Source organism: Rhodothermus profundi (assembly GCF_900142415.1).
GTDB classification, from domain to species: domain Bacteria; phylum Bacteroidota; class Rhodothermia; order Rhodothermales; family Rhodothermaceae; genus Rhodothermus; species Rhodothermus profundi.
Genome location: NZ_FRAU01000001.1, coordinates 353,675 through 376,710, shown reverse-complemented (window position 1 = coordinate 376,710; position 23,036 = coordinate 353,675). Strand labels below are relative to the sequence as shown.

At 58.8% G+C, this 23,036-nt stretch carries 19 protein-coding genes and 1 tRNA gene; 15 read left to right on the top strand and 5 right to left on the bottom strand.

Annotated features, from left to right (window positions below; all coding sequences use genetic code 11):
- The first annotated feature begins 1 nt into the window (after nt 1).
- From BUA15_RS01635 to BUA15_RS01625, 3 genes are all read left to right on the top strand, one after another.
- On the top strand, nt 2-1,273 hold the full coding sequence (locus BUA15_RS01635) for a competence/damage-inducible protein A (protein ID WP_072714208.1): 1,272 nt from the start codon (nt 2-4) through the stop codon (nt 1,271-1,273).
- 73 nt (nt 1,274-1,346) lie between these two features.
- The gene (gene recA / locus BUA15_RS01630) at nt 1,347-2,390 is read left to right on the top strand and encodes a recombinase RecA (protein WP_072714207.1); all 1,044 of its coding nucleotides are present in this window, start codon (nt 1,347-1,349) and stop codon (nt 2,388-2,390) included.
- Nucleotides 2,390-2,980 carry a phosphatase PAP2 family protein gene (locus tag BUA15_RS01625; protein WP_178139366.1) on the top strand — a complete coding sequence of 197 codons (591 nt, stop codon included), beginning with the start codon at nt 2,390-2,392 and terminating at the stop codon, nt 2,978-2,980. The genes recA and BUA15_RS01625 overlap by 1 nt, the downstream gene beginning before the upstream one ends.
- Before the next feature lie 50 nt (nt 2,981-3,030).
- Here the strand turns inward: BUA15_RS01625 and BUA15_RS01620 are convergent, their stop codons facing one another.
- The 3 genes from BUA15_RS01620 to BUA15_RS01610 form a co-directional block, all read right to left on the bottom strand.
- Nucleotides 3,031-4,914, bottom strand: coding sequence for a methyl-accepting chemotaxis protein (locus BUA15_RS01620; protein WP_072714205.1), 1,884 nt, complete (start codon nt 4,912-4,914; stop codon nt 3,031-3,033).
- Nucleotides 4,915-4,942: 28 nt separating this feature from the next.
- The gene (locus BUA15_RS01615) at nt 4,943-5,500 is read right to left on the bottom strand and encodes an ABC transporter substrate binding protein (RefSeq protein WP_072714204.1); all 558 of its coding nucleotides are present in this window, start codon (nt 5,498-5,500) and stop codon (nt 4,943-4,945) included.
- Nucleotides 5,501-5,653: 153 nt separating this feature from the next.
- A tRNA-Met gene (locus BUA15_RS01610) sits at nt 5,654-5,726 on the bottom strand.
- 152 nt (nt 5,727-5,878) lie between these two features.
- Between BUA15_RS01610 and BUA15_RS01605 the strand changes: the two genes are divergently transcribed.
- The 6 genes from BUA15_RS01605 to BUA15_RS01580 all read left to right on the top strand — a co-directional run bounded on the left by BUA15_RS01605 (nt 5,879) and on the right by BUA15_RS01580 (nt 12,598).
- Entirely contained in the window at nt 5,879-7,102 is a 1,224-nt protein-coding gene (locus BUA15_RS01605; protein ID WP_072714203.1) for a DUF1015 domain-containing protein, read from the top strand.
- 15 nt (nt 7,103-7,117) lie between these two features.
- On the top strand, nt 7,118-8,347 hold the full coding sequence (locus BUA15_RS01600; RefSeq protein ID WP_072714202.1) for a 3-phosphoglycerate dehydrogenase family protein: 1,230 nt from the start codon (nt 7,118-7,120) through the stop codon (nt 8,345-8,347).
- The gene (gene serC / locus BUA15_RS01595; protein ID WP_072714201.1) at nt 8,344-9,462 is read left to right on the top strand and encodes a 3-phosphoserine/phosphohydroxythreonine transaminase; all 1,119 of its coding nucleotides are present in this window, start codon (nt 8,344-8,346) and stop codon (nt 9,460-9,462) included. Before BUA15_RS01600 ends, serC begins: the two co-directional genes overlap by 4 nt.
- A gap of 132 nt (nt 9,463-9,594) precedes the next feature.
- Complete coding sequence (locus BUA15_RS01590) at nt 9,595-10,728, top strand: Re/Si-specific NAD(P)(+) transhydrogenase subunit alpha (protein ID WP_072714199.1); 1,134 nt, start codon at nt 9,595-9,597, stop codon at nt 10,726-10,728.
- Between the two features lie 26 nt (nt 10,729-10,754).
- On the top strand, nt 10,755-11,102 hold the full coding sequence (locus tag BUA15_RS01585; protein ID WP_178139374.1) for an NAD(P) transhydrogenase subunit alpha part 2: 348 nt from the start codon (nt 10,755-10,757) through the stop codon (nt 11,100-11,102).
- A 35-nt stretch (nt 11,103-11,137) separates the two neighbouring features.
- Entirely contained in the window at nt 11,138-12,598 is a 1,461-nt protein-coding gene (locus tag BUA15_RS01580; RefSeq protein ID WP_072714195.1) for an NAD(P)(+) transhydrogenase (Re/Si-specific) subunit beta, read from the top strand.
- Nucleotides 12,599-12,679: 81 nt separating this feature from the next.
- Here BUA15_RS01580 and speE read toward each other — a convergent pair whose 3' ends face one another.
- Complete coding sequence (gene speE / locus BUA15_RS01575) at nt 12,680-13,570, bottom strand: polyamine aminopropyltransferase (protein WP_084660492.1); 891 nt, start codon at nt 13,568-13,570, stop codon at nt 12,680-12,682.
- 139 nt (nt 13,571-13,709) lie between these two features.
- On the opposite strand from speE, the gene BUA15_RS01570 reads away from it, so the two are divergent.
- The 4 genes from BUA15_RS01570 to BUA15_RS01555 all read left to right on the top strand — a co-directional run bounded on the left by BUA15_RS01570 (nt 13,710) and on the right by BUA15_RS01555 (nt 16,968).
- Entirely contained in the window at nt 13,710-14,444 is a 735-nt protein-coding gene (locus BUA15_RS01570; RefSeq protein ID WP_072714193.1) for a YggS family pyridoxal phosphate-dependent enzyme, read from the top strand.
- Nucleotides 14,445-14,506: 62 nt separating this feature from the next.
- Nucleotides 14,507-15,385 carry a DivIVA domain-containing protein gene (locus tag BUA15_RS01565; RefSeq protein ID WP_072714191.1) on the top strand — a complete coding sequence of 293 codons (879 nt, stop codon included), beginning with the start codon at nt 14,507-14,509 and terminating at the stop codon, nt 15,383-15,385.
- Between the two features lie 8 nt (nt 15,386-15,393).
- Complete coding sequence (locus BUA15_RS01560; RefSeq protein ID WP_072714189.1) at nt 15,394-16,263, top strand: purine-nucleoside phosphorylase; 870 nt, start codon at nt 15,394-15,396, stop codon at nt 16,261-16,263.
- Nucleotides 16,264-16,278: 15 nt separating this feature from the next.
- The gene (locus BUA15_RS01555; protein ID WP_072714187.1) at nt 16,279-16,968 is read left to right on the top strand and encodes a hypothetical protein; all 690 of its coding nucleotides are present in this window, start codon (nt 16,279-16,281) and stop codon (nt 16,966-16,968) included.
- On the opposite strand, the gene BUA15_RS01550 is transcribed toward BUA15_RS01555, so the two are convergent.
- Entirely contained in the window at nt 16,950-17,783 is an 834-nt protein-coding gene (locus BUA15_RS01550) for an IclR family transcriptional regulator (RefSeq protein WP_072714577.1), read from the bottom strand. The genes BUA15_RS01555 and BUA15_RS01550 overlap by 19 nt on opposite strands.
- A 120-nt stretch (nt 17,784-17,903) precedes the next feature.
- On the opposite strand from BUA15_RS01550, the gene aceB reads away from it, so the two are divergent.
- Together aceB and ileS are read left to right on the top strand one after the other, a co-directional pair.
- Nucleotides 17,904-19,490, top strand: a complete 1,587-nt coding sequence (gene aceB, locus BUA15_RS01545; protein ID WP_072714576.1) for a malate synthase A — start codon at nt 17,904-17,906, stop codon at nt 19,488-19,490.
- Between the two features lie 288 nt (nt 19,491-19,778).
- A complete protein-coding gene (ileS, locus tag BUA15_RS01540; protein ID WP_072714185.1) occupies nt 19,779-23,012 on the top strand; it encodes an isoleucine--tRNA ligase in 3,234 nt (1,077 codons plus the stop codon).
- The last annotated feature ends 24 nt before the right edge of the window (nt 23,013-23,036 follow it).

Below are 23,036 nucleotides of genomic sequence, written 5' to 3'. Positions count from 1 at the left end.
CATGAAAATCATTCTGCTGACCATAGGCGATGAATTACTTACCGGAACCACGGTCAACACCAATGCGGCCTGGTTGGGAGCTGAATTGACAGCCCACGGCTTTACCGTGGTGCGCGCCGAAACGCTCCGAGATGATCCCCACGCGATCTGCCAGGCGTTGCAGCGGGCCCGGGCAGAAGCAGACGTGGTGATCGTGTGCGGGGGGCTGGGGCCGACGCACGATGACCGAACCCGAGAGGCGCTGGCCGACTGCCTGAACCGGCCATTGCAAATGCACGCGGCGCTGCTGGAGCAGATCAAGGCGTACTTCACGCGCCGCGGACGACACATGCCCGAACGCAATCAGGTGCAGGCCCTGGTTCCTGAGGGGTTTACTCCGATCCCTAACCCGCTCGGCACAGCTCCTGGACTGTGGTTGCAGGATGCTTCCGGCATTGTGGTCGTGTTGCCCGGAGTGCCGCACGAGCTGCAGGGATTGATGCGCGAAGCTGTACTGCCTCGCCTGCAGCAATTGCCCGGACGTCCTGCCATTCTACAACGCACGCTGGTAACGGCCGGCATTGGTGAATCCGAGCTGCAGCAGCGGCTCCAAGGGGTGGAATCGTTGCTTGATGAGGCAGTGCAGTTGGCGTATTTGCCGAGCCCTTACGGCGTGCGCCTTCGGTTGACAGCGCGCGCTGCGAGCCGTGAAGCGGCGCAGCAGCGGCTAAGCGAGCTGGTTGCATTTATCCAGAAGCGCATCCAGCCGTATCTGGTAAGCCTTTCCGGAGAGACGCTGGAGGTGGTGGTCGGCAAGTTGCTGCGACGATTAGGTGCTACGGTCGCGGTAGCTGAGAGCTGCACAGGAGGCCATCTGGCCGATTGCATAACCAACGTGAGCGGCGCCTCCACCTACTTTCGAGGAGGCGTCGTGGCTTATGATAATGCAGTCAAAGTCGAAGTGCTCGGAGTGGCGCCGGAGCTGCTCGCACGCGAAGGAGCTGTCAGCGAGGCTGTGGCTATTCAAATGGCCCGGGGCGTGCGTAAGCGGCTCGGAGCGCAGGTAGCACTTGCAACGACGGGCATTGCCGGGCCAACCGGAGGCACGCCCGACAAGCCCGTGGGTACGGTCTGGATTGGACTGGCCGATGACCAGGTAGCCTTTGCGCAGCGCTACTTTCTACCAGACGATCGGAAACGGTTTAAACAGCGGGCTACCGCAGCAGCCCTGGATCTTTTGCGACGTCATTTACTTCAACAAAAGGTTCCCAGGGCGGCTATATTTCATCGGTGACAGATAGATGTCACCGACTCTACTGATGTTACAAAAAGAGCTAACCGACAACGATTAATCGAAAGCAGGTATCATGGCCATTCAGGACTCGGCAAAAGCCAAGGCGCTGGAACTGGCGGTTAAGCATATTGAAAAGCAGTACGGTAAAGGAGCAATCATGCGGCTGGGGGATGCGCCGGCCATTTCGGTCGACGTAATCCCTACAGGCTCGCTGGCGTTGGACGCAGCGTTGGGAGTGGGAGGAGTGCCTCGGGGACGCATCATTGAGATCTTTGGCCCCGAGTCGTCTGGTAAGACGACACTGGCGCTGCACATTATGGCGGAGGCGCAGAAGCTGGGGGGAACCTGTGCTTTTATTGATGCAGAGCATGCTTTTGATGCGCGCTACGCTGCCAATCTGGGAGTCGATCTGGACAACCTGCTGGTGTCGCAGCCAGACACCGGCGAACAAGCCCTGAATATCTGCGATACCCTGGTGCGTAGCGGAGCGCTTGACGTTATTGTAGTTGACTCTGTGGCGGCGCTGGTACCGCAGGCAGAAATTCAGGGCGACATGGGCGACAGTCATGTCGGGCTTCAGGCCCGTCTGATGAGCCAGGCGCTGCGTAAGCTGACCGGTACGATCAACCGCACGCGTACGGTGCTCATCTTTATCAACCAGCTCCGCGAAAAGATTGGCGTCATGTTCGGCAATCCTGAAACCACTACCGGAGGCCGGGCGCTCAAGTTCTACGCATCGGTGCGCATGGATATTCGACGCATCGGAGCGATCAAGGAGGGGACCGAAGTAGTGGGTAACCGTACAAAGGTGAAGATTGTTAAAAACAAAGTGGCTCCTCCGTTCCGTGAAGCGGAGTTCGACATTATCTACGGCGAGGGCATTTCAGTTCTGGGGGAACTGGTCGATCTGGCGGTCGAGCACAAAATTATTCAGAAGAGTGGTTCCTGGTACGCCTATGGGGAAGAGCGAATTGGCCAGGGCCGGGAGGCTGCCAAAGCGTGGCTCAAAGCGCATCCAGAGTTGCAGGAAGAGGTGCGGCGGCGGGTTAAGGAAGCATTGGGGATGAAGCCGCCGCGCAGCCGGGCTGAGCTGGACGAGGTCTATCTGGAAGAATAATGCAGCGTTGTCTGTGGCTGGGGCCTGCGCTGGCCCTTCTGGTAACGGGTAACGCCTGGGCGCAGGCTGCCTGTGAGCAAACGGCCCTGGAGCTCCGACTGCTTTGCCTGACGTATCAATGGGACAGCGCTGTCGTTTCGGCCTATTTCCAGACAGTTGATGCAGCGGCTTATCCGATGTTTGCCGGGCTGACGGTCGGGGCCTGGGGAGGGGTATGGATAGGGAAGATGGCTCGTCCAGCGGCTGAGCGGATTACGCTTTCAGCAGCAGCGACGGCTGGTTTAGTCATCGGGATGAAGGCAATTATTCGGCGAGATCGTCCATTTCGCCTGTGGGATGACATTGCACCGCGAGGGGATCCACCAGATTCCTATGCTTTTCCTTCGGGCCATGCTGCACTTGCTTTTGCGCTGGCTACAGCCTGGAGCTTGGAAGTCCCCCGGGGGTATGTCGTAATCCCGGTTTATGTCTGGGCTACCAGCGTAGCGGTTGGACGCATCTGGAAAGGCGTGCACTATCCGACAGACGTGCTGGCCGGTGCCGTGCTGGGAGCAGGGGTGGCCTGGGCCGTACATCAACTCTGGCCATAAAAAAAAGGCTGCCCAGTCTGGGCAGCCTTTTTGAACCTCCCCCGTGTGGCCTACAGCCCGTCTCCAATAGGCGACGCCACTTCCGTGGACGCACCGCTTTCCTGTCGAATGCGGAAGCGTTCGATAAGCTGACGCATTTGCAGCACGTGCTGGTTCAGCACATTGGCCGTAGCCGCCAGTTCGGAAGTGGCGCGCGAGACCTCGTTGGCCACCGACGAAATCTCCTCGACGCTCTGCGAAATCTGGCTGCTGGTGGCCGATTGCTGTTCGCTGGCCGAGGCAATCTGGTTGATCATCAGCACCATCTGGTCAATGGCCTGCAGAATTTCGCCGAAGGCATGCGAGGCATCATCGGCCAGCTTCAGACCGGCTTCCACCTCCGCATTGCCTTTAGTCATGGAGTCGACCACCTCGCTGGTATTCTGCTGAATGCGGGTGATCATTTGCTCAATTTCCTTGGTAGCACTGGTCGTGCGCTCGGCCAGTTTGCGCACTTCGTCGGCCACCACGGCAAATCCACGGCCTTGCTCTCCCGCGCGCGCCGCTTCAATAGCAGCATTAAGCGCCAGCAGGTTCGTCTGGTCGGCAATGCTGCTGATCACCTGGATGATTTCGCCGATCTGCGCGCTGGATTCACCGAGGGCCATGACCTTCTGGGTGGAATCCTTAACGATGGTGGCAATGCGATGCATGCCCTCGGTGGTTCTCCGAAAGATTTCTTCACCACTTGCAGCCAGCTCGGAGGCCCGTTTGGCCATACGATTCGCTTCGTGCGCGTTCTGCGCGGAGGAGGCAATGGTCTGCGTCATTTCTTCAATAGCTGTGGCCACCTCCATGGTCTGATGGGCCTGGCTGCTGGCGCCGGCCGACATTTCCTCGGCCGAAGTCGACACGTTATGCGCAACTTCGGCCAGGGCGTTGCCCGTGGCGTGAATTTCCCGTACCAGCGCTGTCAGATCTTCGATCATCTGATTGATCTGGCGCATGAGGGCGCCTACCTCATCATCGTCAGGCACCTCAAGCCGGTGGGTCAGGTCACCGCGGGTTACGGCTGCAATGACCTGCGAGATCTGGCGAAAACGTTCCTGCAGGCGTCGGCTGGTTTCTTCGGCCTGTCGGCGCAGGGATTCTGCCTGCTTGCGGGCCGCCTCTGCAGCTTCTTGCTGCTCGCGCAGCGCCTCCATATTGCGCTCGCTGGCCTCAACCATGGCGTTGAAAGAGGCGGCCAGTTGGCCGATTTCGTCCTGCTGATCAATAGCAACCCGGACGCTCAGGTCTCCCTGCTCAACAGCGCGGGCTGCCTGGCGCAACTGATCAACCGGCCGCACGACGGTTCGCTGAACCACCACCAGAATCAGCCACACCACCAGCGTGATAAACGCCGCAATCAGCATCGACAGCCAGAAGCCCGTGCGCTGCTGGGCCTGGACAGACTCAGCAGGAATGGCTACCAGCACGCGTCCTAGCTGTTGCCCGTCGCTTCCGAGTGTGACGGGTGCCTGGGCAATCAATACGGGAACCCCTGCCTGCGTTTTGCTCCAGCGCAAGCGAGCTTCCGCCGTGGTGTCGGACGGTGGGGCCAGGTCTTCCGGGCGCAGCGTCTCCAGGTTCTGGGCTGCTACAACGCTATCTTCCTGGTTAAGGAAGGCACCCGCTATGGCGTAGCCTGAAGCCAGCGTTTGTTCAAGCTCCTGCTGCAGGCCGTTGGTGTCCTGCATCAACAGGGCCAGGCCGTTCTGGCGGGCCAGCGTTTGCGCCAGCAGGTGGCCTCGCTGCGCGAACTCCTCTTCGGTGACCTGCGTGGCATACTGGGCGTAGACGAAGAAGGCAATAAACGTCAACGTTGCCAGCCCGCCCAGAAACAGGATGAAGCGCTGACGCAGGTTCATCCGGGTCAGCCACGCCCGTAGTGAATGGGTCCGCAGATCTTCCATAACTACCTGTAAGCTGCTGGTGAAACATTCAGTTCATAGCCAGGAAGGCTGTCCGATCCTGATATTTGGCCGGAATCGTAATGCCCATGGCCTCGGCCACGGCCTTGTTGACCACCAGTTGAATGCCACTGGCATCCTTACGCCAGGTAACGCAGGCTCCCTCTTTCAGCCAGGTTTCGGATGGCGCAAAGACCGGCATACCGGCCTGCGTAGCACTCTTAATTAAAAAGCTGCGCGTAGCGGATTGCCCGAGCAGGCCAGCCTCTTCCAGAATCCACAGCGCTTCGATTTTGTGCTCGCGCAGCAACGTCCGAAACTGAGGGCCTACTTCCTGCAGGTTGGCAACTTCTCCGACAATGACCTTAATGCCCGTAGCTGCCGAGGCCCGTTCTAATTGCGGCAAAATTTTGTCGCGATTGGCCGTGTTCTTATCCCAGATTACCCCGATGCGCGCGATGTCTGGCTTGAGCTCCTTGATCAGAAAGAGCTGCTGGATAGGCGTAACATCGGTGGCCCGTTCTGGCAGCAGCGCAAAGGCGGTAGTCGCCAGGACAACGAGTACGGCAAGCAGTCGAGGGTTACGCATGGTCTTTTAAGGGTTTGGGTTAAGGTACACGGGGGCTACGGTCTGTGGTAGAATCGGCCGTTCGGACGAGGACTTAAATCGAGCGGCCAAAAGATGGGCAGTACAATGAACAAAAAAAGGCGCCTGACCTAGAAGGTCAGGCGCCTGGCATAGTAGCGGGGGCGGGATTCGAACCCGCGACCTTCGGGTTATGAGCCCGACGAGCTACCAGCTGCTCCACCCCGCGATGTTGCTCGCAAGCTACGCCCTGTAACGACAAAACGTCAAGTGAAGTTTCAGGGGAGATGCAGATCAAATTTATATGATTTCTACTATCAGAATTCGCCTGTTGTTAACTTATAGTCTACTTCCAAACGTTTGACAACCTGTGAGTAACCAATGTCGCTGTTGTATCCCTTTCGTGCATTGCGACCGATTCCCGAGAAGGCTGCCGAAGTTGCTTCGCCCCCATATGATGTGGTAAGTACGGAAGAAGCGCGAAAGCTGGCGGCCGGCAAGCCCTGGAGTTTTCTGCATGTTATCCGCCCTGAAATTGACCTGCCTGAAAGCACGGATGAACATGATGAGGCGGTCTATGCCAAGGGAGCGGAGAACCTGCGGCGGTTTCGGTCGAGTTCCGTATTTGTCCAGGATGCGGCACCTGCCCTGTACGTTTATCGGCAGCAGATGGGGGCGCATGTGCAAACCGGCGTGTTTGGCTGCGTGCCGGTAGCTGCCTATGAGGACGGGCGCATCGTGCGGCATGAGAAGACGCGACCCGACAAAGAAGCGGATCGCACGCGGCATATCTTGGAGCAGCGCGCGCACGCGGAGCCGGTCATGCTGACCTATCCGGATCAGGAGGCGATTGACCGGCAGATAGAGCAGATTACGAAAGAAAAGCCGCTGTATGATTTTGTGGCCGACGATGCCGTTCGGCATACTATCTGGAAAGTCGACGAGCCGAATGCGTTAAGGGAAGCGTTTCAGGCGGTAGCGCGGGTTTACGTGGCTGATGGGCACCATCGATGCGCAGCGGCTGCTCGGGCGGCTGCAGTGCTGCGCCAGCAGGAACCGCAGCATGAGGGACTGGCCGAGTACGAAATTTTTCCGGCCGTGCTGTTCCCCATGAGCCAGTTGCAAATTCTGCCATACCATCGGGTAATCCGTAAGCTTCCGATGTCGCCGGAAGCGTTTTTGCAGGCGCTGGAAGCGCGTATGGAGGTGACGCGCAACGTAGCGGATCCTGCGCCGCCGGCTCGTGGGACCATTACGATCTATCTGGAGGGGAGCTGGCACCGCGTGGTGCTGCCACCGTCGCAGCGCAATACGGTGGCCGATCAGTTGGACGTGGCCCGTCTGAACGAACATATCCTGGAACCTGTGCTGGGGATAACCGATCCGCGAACGGATCCGAACCTGGATTTTGTGGGAGGGATCCGAGGGTTGAACGCGTTGAAAGAGATGGTGGATCGGGGAGAGGTGGCGCTGGCTATTGCGATGTACCCGACCAGCATTGATGAGTTGGTAGCGGTTTCGGACGCAGGCCTGCTGATGCCGCCCAAATCTACCTGGTTTGAACCGAAGCTGCGCAGCGGCTTGCTCATCCACGTGTTTGACTGAAAAAAGTAACGTGCCATGCAGGTGCTCATTGCTGACAAGTTAGAAGCGCGTTGTCTGGAAGCGCTTCGAGCTGCAGGGCTGATCGTGCATGACCGCCCTGAGCTGAAAGATGCGGCCCTGGCCGAAGCCCTTGCTTCCCTCAACCCGGAAATCCTTGTGGTGCGTTCCACCCGGGTGACGGCCGACATGATGAGCGCGGCACCGGCGCTAGAACTGATTATCCGCGCTGGCGCCGGCTACGATACCATTGACGTAGCGGCCGCCTCTGATCGAGGAATCTTCGTGGCTAATTGCCCGGGGAAGAATGCAGTCGCTGTGGCCGAACTTACATTCGGGCTGATCCTTGCGCTGGACCGATTCATTCCGGAAAATGTGCAGGATGCCCGGGAAGGTCGGTGGAACAAAGCAGCCTACAGCAAGGGACGCGGGCTCAAAGGACGCACGCTGGGCGTCATCGGTCTGGGCCACATTGGCCGGGAAGTAGTCCGGCGGGCCCATGCCTTTGAGATGACGGTTGTGGCCTGGAGCCGCTCGTTGACCGATGAAATGGCCCAGGCGTTGGGGGTCATTCGTAAAGACAGTCCGCGGGAAGTAGCGGCCAGCGCCGACATTGTGACGCTTCATCTGGCGGCTACGCCAGAGACGCGACACCTGGCCAACCGGGATTTCTTTGAGGCCATGCGGCCCGGAGCCTACTTTATCAATACCAGTCGGAGCTCCCTAGTTGACGAAGAGGCGTTGGCCTGGGCGCTGGAGCACCGCGGCATCCGCGCTGCACTGGACGTCATGGAAGGGGAGCCGGCTGCCAAGGCGGGTCCATTTGCGCATCCATTGGCCGGGCATCCCCAGGTGTACTTTACGCATCACATTGGCGCTTCAACGCAGCAGGCCCAGGAGGCCATTGCTGATGAAGTGGTGCGTGTCATCAAAACCTATCTTGAAACGGGACATGCGCCCAACTGCGTTAACCTGGAAGTCCACTCACCGGCCACGCACCTGCTAACGGTGCGCCACCTCGACAAGGTGGGGGTGCTGGCGTCGGTGCTGGACGAGGTGCGACGCGCAAACTGGAACGTGCAGGAAATGGAGAACCTGATTTTTGCCGGTGCGCGTGCTGCCTGCGCGCGCATCCGCTTTGACGGACGACCTGACGAAACGGTAGTGCAACGCATCGCGGCACTACCCGATGTGCTCGCCGTTTCACTGATTCCGCTGGAACCCTCAAAACCCGAGAAGCAGCCATGACGCAGCCTACAGCGCTTCAAACCCCGGTGTTTCGCACAGCAAGCGGTCGCGTCTACAACTTTTCGGCCGGTCCTGCTGCTTTGCCCGAGTCGGTTCTCCTGGAAGTCAAGGAAGAACTGCCCATTTACCGAAATCTGGGAACGTCGGTACTGGAGATCAGCCACCGCTCTCCTGAATACGCCGCCATTGATGCCTCAGCCAAGACGCTACTTCGAAAGCTGCTAGGACTGGGGGAGGAGTGGCACGTACTTTTTCTGCAAGGCGGTGCCTCCCTGCAATTTCATCAGGTGCCACTGAACTTCCTGCCCAAAGACGGTTCTGCTGATTATCTGATTACCGGATCATGGGCCAAGAAGGCCTACAAAGAAGCAAAATTCCTGGGCAATGCGCGCGTGGCCGCCAGCAGTGAAGACCGCAACTTCAGCTACATTCCAGATCCTTCTACCTGGGAGGTAGATCCCCGAGCCGCTTATCTGCACTTTACGTCGAACAATACCATCTATGGCACGCAATTTCAGACCGAACCCGAGGTTGAAGTCCCCCTGGTATGTGATGCTTCCAGCGATTTCTTAAGCCGGCGCATCACGCCGGAGCGGTATGGACTGATCTACGCAGGAGCCCAGAAGAACGTAGGACCAGCCGGCGTGACTGTGGTGCTGATTCGGGAGGACTTTTTGCAGCGCCGCAATCAACCGCTGCCTACGATGCTGGACTACGGCACGCACGTCGGCAAGATCTTCAATACGCCGCCGGTCTTTGCCGTCTACCTTGTAGAGAAGGTATTGCGCTGGCTGGAGGGGTTGGGTGGGCTGCCTGCCATGGAAGCTATTAATAACCGAAAGGCCCAACTGCTGTACGAACGCATTGATCGGAGTGACTTCTATCGTGGGACTGCCGAGCCTGGCTCGCGCTCTAAGATGAATGTAACCTTCCGGCTGCCCTCTGAAGAGTTGGAACAGCGCTTTGTCGAAGAAGCCAAACAGGCGGGCCTTATTGGCCTGAAAGGCCATCGCTCTGTAGGAGGATTGCGCGCTTCCATCTACAACGCCTGCCCGATTGAAGCAGTGGAGGCTCTTATATCCTTTATGGACTATTTTGAGCAAAGATACGGTTGATTTTATGTGATGGATTGGTCAAACAGTGAAAAGGCATTGCCGGACGCCTTTTTTCAATGTTTATTACTGCCAGGTTGAAAAAATAACAGGAGTACGGTTTTTTATCCGTAAATCCTAACCAGTCCTCTGATTATGGCCTTGCAAATTGGCGTTCCGGCCGAAACGGCTGCCGGTGAACGGCGGGTAGCTCTGGTGCCTGATGTGGTGAAGCGCCTGGCGCAGCAGGGAATGGAGGTGCGGGTGGCCCGAGGAGCAGGGGAGGGGGCGTTCTTTTCCGACGCAGCTTATGAAGCTGCGGGCGCCCGGATTGTGACGCAAGAGGAAGCGTGGGCTGCCGATCTGGTGGTCCATGTTCAGCCTCCTTCGGAGGAGGAAATCGCGCTGCTGCGGTCAGGCAGTGTGCTTATCGGATTTTTAAGTCCCCTGGATCATCCTGAGCTGGCCGAAAAGTTGGCCCGTCAGGGGGTAACGGCGCTGGCGATGGAGCTGGTGCCGCGCATTTCGCGGGCTCAGAAAATGGATGCACTCTCGGCCATGGCAGCCGTGGCCGGCTATAAGGCCGTGCTCATTGCGGCCAATTTGCTGCCTAAATTCTTCCCGTTGCTGACAACAGCGGCTGGGACGGTGCGGCCGGCCAGCGTGCTGGTGTTGGGCGCCGGTGTAGCTGGTTTGCAGGCTATTGCCACCGCGCGGCGGTTGGGAGCGCGGGTGTCGGCCTATGACATCCGCGATGTGGTCAAAGAGGAAGTGCAAAGTCTGGGCGCAACGTTTGTAGAGCTGCCCTTTGAGGTGCCCGACGCGCAGGATGTATCAGGCTACGCCAAAGCGCTGGCTGAGGAAAAACAGCGGCAGCAGGCGCAGTTGCTGGTGCCCCATATCGGGCGGTCCGATGTGGTGATTTCCACTGCCCAGGTGCCGGGCCGCCGGGCACCTGTGCTGATCACAGAAGAGGCGGTGGAAGCGATGCAGCCCGGCTCGGTGATCATTGATCTGGCGGCCCCGAACGGAGGCAACTGTGTGCTGACGCAACCCGGCGAAACGGTAGTGCGCAACGGGGTTCAGATTGTGGGACCGCTCAACCTCCCTGCCGAAATGCCGGTGCATGCCAGCCAGATGTATGCACGTACCCTGCTGGCTATGATTCAGGAATTCGCCACCTCGGAAGGCTTCCAGCCTAACTTTGAAGACGAAATCTTCAAAGGCGCCTGCGTGACCTACAACGGCGAAGTGGTTAATGAGCGCGTTCGGGCGTTGCTGGCTGCCTGAACCGGACGATTTGGTAGAACAGACCGATAGGGGGAGCTATGCTAGACAACCTGATCATTTTTGTGTTGGCTGCCTTTGTAGGGTTCGAAGTTATCAGTAAGGTGCCGCAGACGCTGCACACTCCGCTCATGTCGGGCTCTAACGCGATCAGTGGAATTACCATTGTAGGAGCCCTGGTTGTGGCGGGTATGGTGGGCGGCACCTGGTCGAAATGGCTGGGCATGGTTGCCCTGATTGCCGCCACGATTAATGTGGTGGGCGGCTTTCTGGTGACCGATCGAATGTTGCAAATGTTCAAGGCACGGGAGCGGCGAGCACCTGCGCAGGCTCCTGCCGCAAAGACGGAGGCAGCCGAACCGGCTACTGTGTCCTGATCTCATGTGGACGGCCATCCATCCAGAGCGTACCCATGAAGACCACGCTGATTGATCTGACCTATCTGGTGGCAGCCGCCCTGTTTATCTTCGGGTTGAAACGGCTGCAATCCCCTAAAACTGCTCGAGGAGGCAACCAGCTAGCAGCCCTGGGCATGCTGCTGGCCGTAGTAGCCACGCTCTTTCTGCACGAGATCATTACCCCGATTGAAATGATTGCCGGCCTGGTCATCGGGGGGACGATTGGCGCCGTGCTGGCGCGACGCGTCGAAATGACGGCCATGCCCGAGCTGGTGGCCGCCTTCAACGGATTTGGCGGATTGGCTTCGGCTCTGGTCGCCGCGGCCGAGGTAGCCCGCTACCTGATTCCTGAAAATTCCACCGTGGCGCTTGCTGCTCTGCTGCCGGCGCTTGAACAGGTACCCTTCGATGCCGTGCAGGCCATCACGGTAGTGCTCAGCGTGCTGATCGGTCTGGTCACCTTCTCCGGCAGCTTTGTGGCCTTTGGCAAGCTGGGGGGATACATTACAGGTAATCCGGTCATTTTCCCGGGGATGCGCCTGCTGACGCTGCTGATCGCGCTGGGTGCGCTGGTGTCGATGGGATTCGTGGTGGCCGGTGCCAATACCTTTCCAGCGGTTTCCGATCCGGTTGTGTGGGGCATGGTAGTCCTTTCCGGATTGGCGCTCGTGCTGGGCGTGCTGCTGGTGATCCCAATTGGAGGGGCCGACATGCCGGTAGTGGTCTCGTTGCTCAACTCCTACTCAGGACTCGCTGCGGCTGCTACCGGGTTTGTGCTGGACAATACGGCACTGATCGTCAGCGGGGCACTGGTGGGCGCTTCGGGATTGATCCTGACGCGGATCATGTGCGAGGCAATGAACCGTTCGCTGCTCAACGTGCTGCTGGGCGGATTCGGAGGCGAGGCAGGGGAAGGAGGAGCAGTGGCGGCTGCTGAAGGTAAGACGGTCCACGAAGCCACGGTAGAAGATGCAGCCATTCTGCTGGCGTATGCGAATAAAGTGATTATCGTGCCGGGGTATGGCATGGCGGTGGCCCAGGCGCAGCATCAGGTGCGGGAGCTGGCAGATCTACTGCAAGAGCGCGGCGTGGAGGTCAAGTATGCCATTCATCCGGTTGCCGGCCGCATGCCCGGACACATGAACGTGCTGCTCGCCGAAGCGAATGTGCCCTATGATCAGCTCTTCGAAATGGAGGAAATCAACGACGAGTTTGCCACTGCCGACGTGGCGCTGGTCATCGGGGCTAACGACGTGGTCAATCCAGCCGCTCGCTACGACCAGAGCAGCCCGATCTATGGCATGCCTATTCTGAACGTGGATCAGGCGAAAACAGTGCTGGTGCTAAAGCGTAGCTTGCGGCCCGGGTATTCAGGTATTGAAAACGAACTCTTCTACCTGCCCAATACGCGCATGCTCTTTGGCGATGCCCGGGAATCCCTAATGCAGTTGATTAACGAAATCAAGAACCTGTAAGCAACCGCTGCAAGGCAACCAAAAAGAAAGGCCGGGAGTTAACCCGGCCTTTCTTTTGGCGCTTTGGAGCGACAGGTAGGTTTACAATCCAGCTGCTGCCGCTGGAGCGTCAATCAGCTCGGTCATCCACCAGGTAGGCAGCGCAAAGGAGGCCCGATGCACATCGGGATTGTAGTAGCGCGCTGTCAGCAGGCGCTGCGGTTCTCGGACGGAGTGACCGTCCTTTGTGCAGGCCACAAACGCCATCTGGGCCCCTACATACGTAAAGATGGTAGCCTGGTAAACTTCAACCCGAGGAAACACCTGACGCAGCCGGGCAACTCCATCGCGCACAACCGGACCGTCAAACAGCGGCATGCACAGGTGACGGGCAAACACGCCTCCGGGCTTTAAACAGGCCCAGGCGTTGCGAATAAATTCAGGCGTAAAAAGCACTTCGCCCGGACCTACCGGATCGGTTGAATCCACCAGAATGGCGTCGAACGGCTGCTGGCGCGGTGCCTCTTCCGCCACGTATTGCGCCGCATCGCCAATAATCAGGGTAACCCGGGGATCGTCGTAGTTGCCATGAAATCCCAGATATTCTTTGCAGCGCTCGATAACTACCGGGTCGATTTCAACCATGACGACCCGCCGAACCCAGTCGTGGCGCAGCACCTCGCGCAACGTGCCGCCGTCGCCGCCTCCAATAATCAGCACCGAAGCATCCTCCATGCTGGCCGGCAAAGCGCCTAGAAGCGGTACATGGGTGAGCATCTCGTGATAGATGAACTCGTCGCCCTGGGTGGTTTGCAGGTTACCGTCTAACACCAACACGCGGCCAAAGAAAGGATGCTCGTAGATTTCCAACAGTTGGTAGGCGGTTTGCTCCCGATGAAGTAGCCGCATGCGGAAGCCCAGCGTCACGTCATCGGTACCGGTTTCGTACCACCAGATTGGTTCGTTCTCTGAAGCGGCCCCAAATTCTGCCATCCTTGTGTTGTGTTGCATCACCTCTGATTCGGAAGGAAGAAAAAACTGCTTAGCCTACCCCATCACAAGCCTTCGGGTTTCTCTGTTGGAACCTTTTCCCCGGGATTGAACATTCGAGCTGCAAAAAAACGCAGGTCGCATGGCCGAGCAGTACGTCGCAGACAGCGTTGCGCTCAAGGAACGACTGGCGCGCATTCAGGAGCGGATTGCCCGCGCCTGCCGGCGGGTCGGACGTAGTCCCGATGAGATCACGCTCATTGGCGTAACCAAAACGTTTCCGATCTCTGTAGTGCAGGCGGCCTATGAAGCAGGAGTGCGCCATTTTGGTGAAAACCGAGTGCAGGAGTTGGTGGCCAAGGCCGCAGTATTACCTGGACAGATTGAAGGTGGTGCCATTACCTGGCATATGATCGGACATCTACAGCGCAACAAGGCCAAAGACGTTGTAGCTCATGCCGATTGGCTTCATAGCCTGGATAATCTGCGGCTGGCGGAAACGCTGGAGCGACGGGCAACCATGGCCGAGCGCGTGTTGCCCTGCTTTGTGCAGGTGAACGTCTCCGGCGAGACCACCAAGTTTGGTCTGGAGCCTGACGCCGTGCATGCTTTTCTGGACGCCCTGGCTCCCTTTGAGCATCTGGAAATCGTAGGGCTCATGACGCTGGCCGCGCCGGCCGAAGACCCCGAGGCAGTGCGGCCCCAGTTTCGCCTGCTGCGCCAGTTGGCCGAAACGTACAACCCGCGCCGTAACCCGCGCGTGCGCCTGCGCTATCTGTCCATGGGCATGAGCGGCGACTTTGAGGTGGCCATTGAAGAGGGCGCTACGCATATACGCCTGGGCAGCGCGCTGTTTGGCCCACGTCTGGAGAAGTAATGTGCAGGGGGACGCTTTTTTTCCTATCTTTGCCTGAACCCTGAGCCAGCCGGTGCGCTACCATGAAACTAACCCCGCTGGACATTCGCAAACAAGAATTTACGCGGGCGTTTCGCGGCTATGAAATCACGGAGGTGCAGGCCTTTCTGCAGACTGTATCTGAGCAGTGGCAGCAACTGCTCGACGAACATCGCCGACAGGCTGAACGCATCCGAGAGTTAGAGGAAAAGCTGGAGCACTATCGACGGATTGAAGAGGCGTTGCAGCAAGCGCTGGAGACGGCACGCGAAAGTGCCCGTCAGACTGTTGAACAGGCAGAGCGAAAGGCACGCCTTATCCTTGAAGAAGCAAAAAACCGGGCCGATGAAATCCGCTGGCAGGCGGAGCAGGAACGGCGACAATTGCAGCAACGCATCGCTGAACTTGCCGAGCGCCGCGATGAACTGATCGCCCGGCTGCGGGCTTTCCTGCGGGCTGAAATGGAAGTGCTGGCTAAGTTCGAGCAGCGTGCCCTGGAGCAGAAGGCTGAATCCTCAGCATCGGCTGGAGACGACACATCCGGCAAGACCCTGGAGGCAGCGGCTGCATCCTCGTACGAAACGCCGCCCTCCGAAACAGAAGAAGCTGCTGCCCCTTCGGCAGAGACGTTTGCTCAAGAAGCGCAGGAAGGGCTATCGGAGACTGCTGAATCGCCTGCGCTGCCTCGCTTCACGGCGTACCCGCAGCCACCAGAAGTGGCGGAGGCTCCCGAGGCTGCGGACGCTCCCGAAACACCAGCTCCCTCGGAGACGCCTGGAGAGCGAAAAGGATGGACCGTGCGGAGCATCGTAGGCTCACCGCCTCCTTCGCAGACTTCCGGTGAGACGCAGACGCCTCAGCAAAGTGGACAGGTAAGCGAAGAATTCGAAAAAATTCGTCGTATCCTTAAAGATCTGGATTGAGTAGCGCTATGCAGGAGTCACTGTTCGACGTCAAGACGTACCGCGCGCACGTTGAAGAGGCCGCCGCGTACATTCAGGACCGTACGACCCTGCGGCCACGCCTAGGCATCATTCTGGGAACGGGCCTGGGGGAACTGGCCCGGGAAATTGAGGCGGAAATGACGCTACCTTACGACGAGATTCCCCACTTTCCGCTCTCTACCGTTGAGTCTCATCACGGGCGGTTGATTGTTGGCCATCTAAGCGGGGTGCCGGTTTATGCATTGCAGGGTCGTTTCCATCTCTACGAAGGCTATACCCCCCGGCAGGTAACGTTTCCGGTGCGCGTGCTGGCAACGCTGGGCATTGACACGCTTCTTATTTCGAATGCAGCCGGCGGCATGAATCCGCTGTTTCGCCGGGGTGATCTGATGCTGATCACCGACCACATCAACCTGCAGGGGCACAATCCGCTGGTGGGACCCAACATCGACGAGTGGGGACCGCGCTTTCCAGATATGAGCGAGCCCTACGATCCAGAGCTGCGCCGCCTGGCCGAAGAGAAGGCGCTGGAGCTAGGCATCAAACTCCAACAGGGGGTTTACGTTGCGGTGCTGGGGCCCAATCTCGAAACAAAAGCCGAATATCGTTTTCTGAGGCTCATTGGGGCCGACGCGGTGGGCATGAGCACAGTGCCTGAAGTCATTGTGGCGCGCCACATGAACCTCCGCGTGATGGCCATTTCGGTCATTACGGATGAGTGCTTTCCCGATGCGCTCGAACCCCTGTCGCTTGAAGCCGTGTTGGCAGCGGCTGCTGAAGCCGAGCCCCGTCTGACCCGACTGATGAAAGCCGTTGTCGAAGCCGTGGGGCAGCAGACGACGGCGCCTTCAACCTAATGGACGTCTTATGCAATGCTGCCTTGGGAGGGTGAAATCTGGGATGAGGAGCGCTGGGAAGCCTACCTGAAGGCGCGTCGACGCCAGATCGATCGCCTGCTGGAAGATTATTTTGCCTTTACGCGCTACGATCCCTATCCAGAGCATGCGCTGCCTGACCAGGTGCAGGCCTGGAGACAGCGCTTGCGTTCTTTTCTGGAAGCGCGCGGCTGGAGCCAGGCAGCAATTCAGGGATTGCTTCGGGCTCGCGAGGCCGGATGGCCGTTTGAGGAGGAAGGCATCGGTGAGGGGGAGAGCGAAGCCGAAGAGACGCTCATCCCCGAGGCTGAAGCCTGCCGCGCCCTAATGGCCCAGGCCCGCGCGCTCGCCAACGCTGTGCTGGAATGGGCCAACCGCCTGCCCGGCACGCTTAAAACCAGCGCCCTGGTGCACTTCTGCACCTGTCTGGCTCAGATTCCCCTGGAGTTAGCTGAGGGGCATATGCTGGGCTATGAGCGGGAGACGCTGGGCGGTAACATCGTGTGCGCGCGGCATGCCCTGATTACGGCCAATCGGGCGCTGGCCACATTGGCCGAGCTGCGCCTGGCTCCTTATATGACAGCGCATCGCTACCGCACGCTTTATGAGGAAGTCTATGAGCTGCGCAATGCGCTGGCCCTGCACGTGCAGCGCTTGCGCACCCGTTTTCAGGTAGGACTGGACTGACCTGTCGGCAGCGACGCAGTTTCTGGTTGCCAGCCCAGACGCAACGAAAGGGTCTGAGCCGTTTCCAGTACGGCCGGTACCAGCTCTGTTAGCCGGCTGTCCGGTAGTCGCACGGCCGGTGCCGACAGGCTAAGGGCAGCCACCACGCGGCCGGTTGCATCGCGCACGGGAGCTGCCAGGCAACGCACGCCAATTTCTCGTTCCTCGCGGTCAAGCGCATAACCCTGCTGTTGTACCCGAGCCAGTTCTTGCAGGATCGCCTCCAAACGCGTCAGCGTATTCGGCGTAAAGGCTGGCAATGGCTCAGGGCCCAGTAGCCGACGCACTTCTTCGGGAGGCCGCCAGGCCAGGAGCACCTTGCCCACCCCCGTGCAGTGTAGCGGCACGCGGGCGCCCAGTTGTGTGAACATGCGCAGCATCTGACTGCTTTCAACCTGCTGAATGTAAACCGCTTCGGTACCGTCGAGTACAGCGAGATTAACCGTTTCGTTGACGCTGGCAACTAATTGCTGCATGGCCTCAAGGGCCAGCGACGAAAGGCTGTTCGGATGACAGAACGCCTGGCCGATTTGATAAGCACGCAGCCCAATGCGCCAGAGCCCGGAGGTTTCGTCCCAGTCAACAAAGCGTCGCCGTCGTAGCGTTTCCAGCAGACGATAGGTGGTGCTGGGCGTTAGTTCGGTGCGCCGCGCCAGTTCAGAAAGGGAGAGCGCTTCCCCGCCTCCCAACTCCTCAAGCAGACGCAATCCCCGCTCCAGTGCCCGCACACCAGTTGGCTCGCTGGTGCGCGTCCGTCCAGGTTTGCGTGTTGCCATAACCGTGCGTAGCGTTGGATTTGTTTTTCGTTTAATAAAAAATAATTTCATCTATTGACAAAATCAAGAGTGCATCCTAAGTTTGTAGCAGCGCAACCAGCAATCATTCTGGAGGGACCTATGCAAGGTATTGAGATTCGAGGTGCACGGCTGGCTGAAGCCGAGCAGGTGTTGACGCCCGAGGCCTTGGAATTTGTGGCCGGGTTGCATCGTGAATTCAATGCGGTTCGCAAGGGGCTGCTGGCTCGTCGCGGTGAAGTCTGGCGTCGCTTACTGGAAGGGGAGCGTCCGGACTTTCTGGCTCACACGCGGCATATCCGTGAAGGAGACTGGAAGGTGGCGCCCTGCCCCGACGATTTGCAGGACCGGCGCGTGGAAATTACCGGGCCAGTCGATCGCAAAATGATGATCAACGCCCTGAATTCCGGGGCCCGGGTCTTCATGGCTGATTTTGAAGATGCGCTGTCGCCCACCTGGGAAAACGTAGTGCGGGGGCAGAAGAATCTGATGGATGCGGTGCGGCGCACGCTGGAGTACACTTCGCCGGAAGGGAAGGAGTACCGGTTGAAGGAGCAGCTCGCCACGTTGCTGGTGCGTCCTCGCGGGTGGCATCTGGAAGAGCGGCACGTCTGGATTGATGGGGAGCCGGTCAGCGCCTCGCTGTTTGACTTTGGACTCTATTTCTTCCACAATGCCCGCGAGTTGCTGGAGCGAGGAAGCGGACCGTATTTCTACCTGCCAAAGCTTGAAAGCCACCTGGAGGCCCGGCTCTGGAACGACGTTTTCAACTTTGCTCAGGACTACTTGGGCATTCCGCGCGGAACGATCCGTGCTACGGTGCTCATCGAGACAATCCTGGCTGCCCTGGAAATGGACGAGATTCTCTTCGAGCTGCGGGATCATGCCGCCGGGTTAAATGCCGGGCGCTGGGATTACATCTTTAGCTGCATCAAGAAATTCCATGCTACGGCACCGGTCTTCCCGGATCGGGCGCAGGTAACAATGACGGTGCCCTTCATGTACGCGTACACGGAGTTGCTGGTGAAGACGTGCCACCGGCGCGGGGCGCATGCCATTGGCGGAATGGCGGCCTTCATTCCTTCGCGTCGCAATCCCGAAGTCAATGAGCGAGCGCTGGCCGAAGTGCGCAAGGATAAGGAGCGGGAAGCCGGGCAGGGGTTTGACGGCACCTGGGTAGCGCATCCCGATCTGGTGCCGGTAGCCGAGGAAGTGTTTAACCGCTACCTGGGCGATCGGCCGCATCAGAAGGACCGCTTGCGTGAAGACGTACAGGTGACCGCCGCGGAGCTCCTGGACTTCCGGGTGCCAGGTGGACGCATCACGGAAAGCGGGTTGCGCAACAACGTAAGTGTAGCGCTCCAGTACCTGAACCAGTGGTTTTCGGGCAACGGGGCAGCCGCCATCTTCAATCTGATGGAAGATGCGGCTACGGCTGAAATTGCCCGCGCTCAGCTCTGGCAGTGGGTCCACCGCGAAGCCCAACTGGACGATGGCCGGCCTATTACGCCTGAACTGTATGCCCAGGTGCGGGACGAAGAATTGGCCAAGCTGGGCGGCCGAGACGCAGCCTATTACCGGGAGGCCGCCGAAGTGCTGGATGAACTGGTGCGCTCCGATACATTCGTCGAGTTCATGACGCTGCCCGCTTATGAGCGTTTGCTGCAACAGGAAAAGGTGCCCAGTTAACGTCCGGTCGTAGGCTGCAAAAGCTGCGTAAGCGTTACGGGGTGACGCTCGCGGAGCCCGCCCCCCGACCAGGGGAGCGGGCCTTTTTTGTGAAAGCGTTGGGAACTAGATGGCTTCTCCGCTTCCCCGGAGAAGAAGGCAGCTACGGTAAGAAAAAGCCCTTGCGAAGGCCATGCGTTTCTTCAGCATTCTTAACGGGCCAGCAGCGCGCGTGCCATCTGAATTGCGTATTTTTCAGAGATTCCTGAATGCGCAGACGCAAGCAGTCAACCGTCGGTACCGAAAGGCATGAAGCGCTTTAAGCAGGTTGCGCAGTTTCGCCATCCCGAAATGGAGCGCGAAATCCTGCGCTGGTGGAAGCAGCGCCAGATCTTCCAGCGCAGCATTGCGCAGCGGGAGCAGGGGCCCACGTTCTCCTTTTACGAGGGACCGCCTACAGCCAACGGCAAACCCGGCATTCATCACGTTCTGGCCCGAACGATCAAGGACATTTTCTGCCGCTACAAAACCATGAAGGGATTCCGGGTAGAGCGTAAGGCGGGCTGGGACACGCACGGGCTACCGGTGGAAATTGAAGTTGAAAAGGAACTGGGCCTGGAAGGGCGAGCGCAGGTGGAGGCCTTTGGTATTGAGAAATACAATGCCGCCTGCCGCCGCAGCGTGCTGCGTTACAAAGAACTCTGGGACCAGCTTACCGAGCGCATTGGGTACTGGGTGGATCTGGAGCATCCATATATCACGTTTGAAAATGCGTATATCGAATCCGTCTGGTGGCTGATCAAGCAGATCTACCAGAAGGGACTGCTGTACAAAGGCTACAAGATCCAGTGGTATAGCCCGGGTTCTGGTACCGTGCTTTCCTCGCACGAGGTGAGCCTGGGCTACAAGGAGGTAGAGGACCCGAGCGCCTACGTGCGTTTCCCCGTGCGAGGCGCTGAGCGCACCTACCTGCTGGCCTGGACAACCACGCCCTGGACGCTCATCTCGAACGTTGCGCTGGCTGTTGGAGAGGACATCTCGTACGTTAAAGTGCGTCGCGAAGACGCAGTGCACGGAACCGAATATCTGATTCTGGCGGAGGATCGGTTGGACGTGCTGCATGACGAATCGGCTGAAGTGGTCGAGCGGTTTCCTGGACGAGCGCTGGTCGGTACGCTCTACGAACCGCTGTTCCCGTACTTCAAAAAGCGCTTTAAGGAGGGCGAAGCCTGGCGCGTCATTGCGGCCGACTTTGTATCCACCGAAGAAGGTACCGGCATTGTCCATATGGCACCTGCCTTTGGGGCCGAAGACTATGAAGCAGCGCAGAAAGAGGGGTTGCCCCTGATTAATCCAATTACGCCTGAAGGGACGTTTACCGACGAGGCGCCCCTGGTGGCCGGTCTGTGGTTTAAAGATGCCGACCGGGTTATTCTGCGCGATTTGCGGCAGCGGGGCCTGCTTTTCCGGCAGGAAACCTATCGGCATAACTATCCGCACGACTGGCGTAAGGGCACGCCGTTGATGAACTACCCGGTGGAGAGCTGGTTCATCCGGACCACGGCCGTCAAAGACCGGATGATAGCCCTGAATGAGACGATCCAGTGGCATCCGCCTGCTATTGGCCAGGGACGCTTTGGCGAGTGGCTGCGTAACAATGTGGACTGGGCGCTGAGTCGCCAGCGGTACTGGGGCACGCCGCTTCCTATCTGGCAAAGCGATCGCAATCCAGACTACATCGAAGTCATCGGTTCAATTGAAGAGCTGCGCCAGAAGCTGGGCGGCACGTTTCCGCCGGAAGCGATCAATCCAGAGACCGGTGAGCTCGACCTGCACCGGCCCTATGTGGATCGGCTTACCTGGCCGGCCCCGGATGGCGGCACCATGCGGCGCGTGCCCGACCTGATCGACGTCTGGTTCGATTCAGGTGCCATGCCTTTTGCGCAGTGGCATTATCCCTTTGAGAATCAGGAGGTCTTCCAACGTACGTTTCCGGCCGATTTCATTGCGGAAGGGGTGGATCAAACGCGGGGATGGTTCTACACGCTGCATGCAATCGCTACGCTGGTCATGGACAGCGTAGCCTTCCGCCACGTCGTGGTTAACGGGCTGGTGCTTGACGAGAAAGGCGAAAAAATGTCCAAGTCGAAGGGAAATGTGGTCGATCCCTTCGAGGTCGTGGAGCGTTACGGGGCCGATCCCGTGCGGTGGTACATGATCAGCAATGCGCCGCCCTGGGAAAATCTTCGGTTTTCAGAACGCGAGCTGGAGGCCACCCGGCGCCGTTTCTTTAACACGCTGGAAAATGTCTATACGTTCTTTGCCACTTATGCCAACATAGACGACTTCGTCTATCCGGCAACCCGGATGCCGGTTGCTGAGCGGACGGAACTGGACCGCTGGATCATTAGCCGGTTAAACAGCACGATAGCCGAGGTGGAGGCTGCTTACGAGGACTACCATCCGACGCGGGCGGCCCGGGCCATTGAGCGCTTCGTGGATGAATTGTCGAACTGGTACATCCGACGTTCGCGGCGGCGCTTCTGGAGCGCGCGCACCGGAGAGCAGGAAAATGAACGAGATAAGCAGGCTGCTTATCAGACGGTCTATGAATGCCTGGAAGCGACCGCTCTGTTGATGGCGCCTATTGCCCCATTTTTCAGCGAATGGCTTTATCGGGCTCTGCAGGATGGTCGTGAGAAGAAGGGGACGGAATCGGTGCATCTGGCTGATTTTCCGAAAGTGGAGCGTGGGGCGATCGATACAAAGCTAGAGCAGCGCATGGCGCTGGCGCGTACCATTGTTTCCATTGTGCTGGCGCTGCGCAACCAGGCGCGAATTAACGTGCGGCAACCGTTGCCTCGTATTCTGGTCGTAACCGGAACCGGAGTTGCACGTGAGGTGGTCGAGTCGGTACGGTCGCTCATTCTGGAAGAAGTCAACGTCAAAGACATTGAGTATGTGGAGGGGACCAGTCGGGTGGTGCGGCGCACCGCTAAGCCGAATTATCGACGCCTGGGTAAGCGTCTCGGTAAGCTCATGAAAGGCGTAGCGGCTCGCGTGGCACAGCTTACTGAGGAAGAAATTGACCGGTATCTGCAGGAAGGACGGTTGGTGCTGGAGGTGGGGGGGCAGCAGGTGGAGCTCGGTCCCGACGATCTGGAGATCAAAAGTGAAGGCATTGAAGGGTGGCTGGTGGGCCAGGAAGAAGGAGTAACGGTGGCGCTTGACACCACCCGAACCGAGGAGCTCATCCTGGAAGGATTGGCCCGGGAAGTTATCAACCGCATTCAGAACCTGCGTAAAAAAGCTGGATTTGAGGTAACCGACCGCATTACCGTTTATTACCAGGCAAGCGGACGGCTGGCCCAGGCGCTGGCGCGCCATGGGGATTGGATCCGGAACGAGACGCTGGCCGTAGCGTTGCAACCGTCCGAGCAGCCTACGGGAGCTCACGTAGAGACATTCGACATCGATGGGGAGACCTTTACGGTAGGCGTACAGCGCATCCCGATCGGGACAGTCACAGGACAGCAGGCCTGATCTTTGCAACAGTGGTCTGCTGCC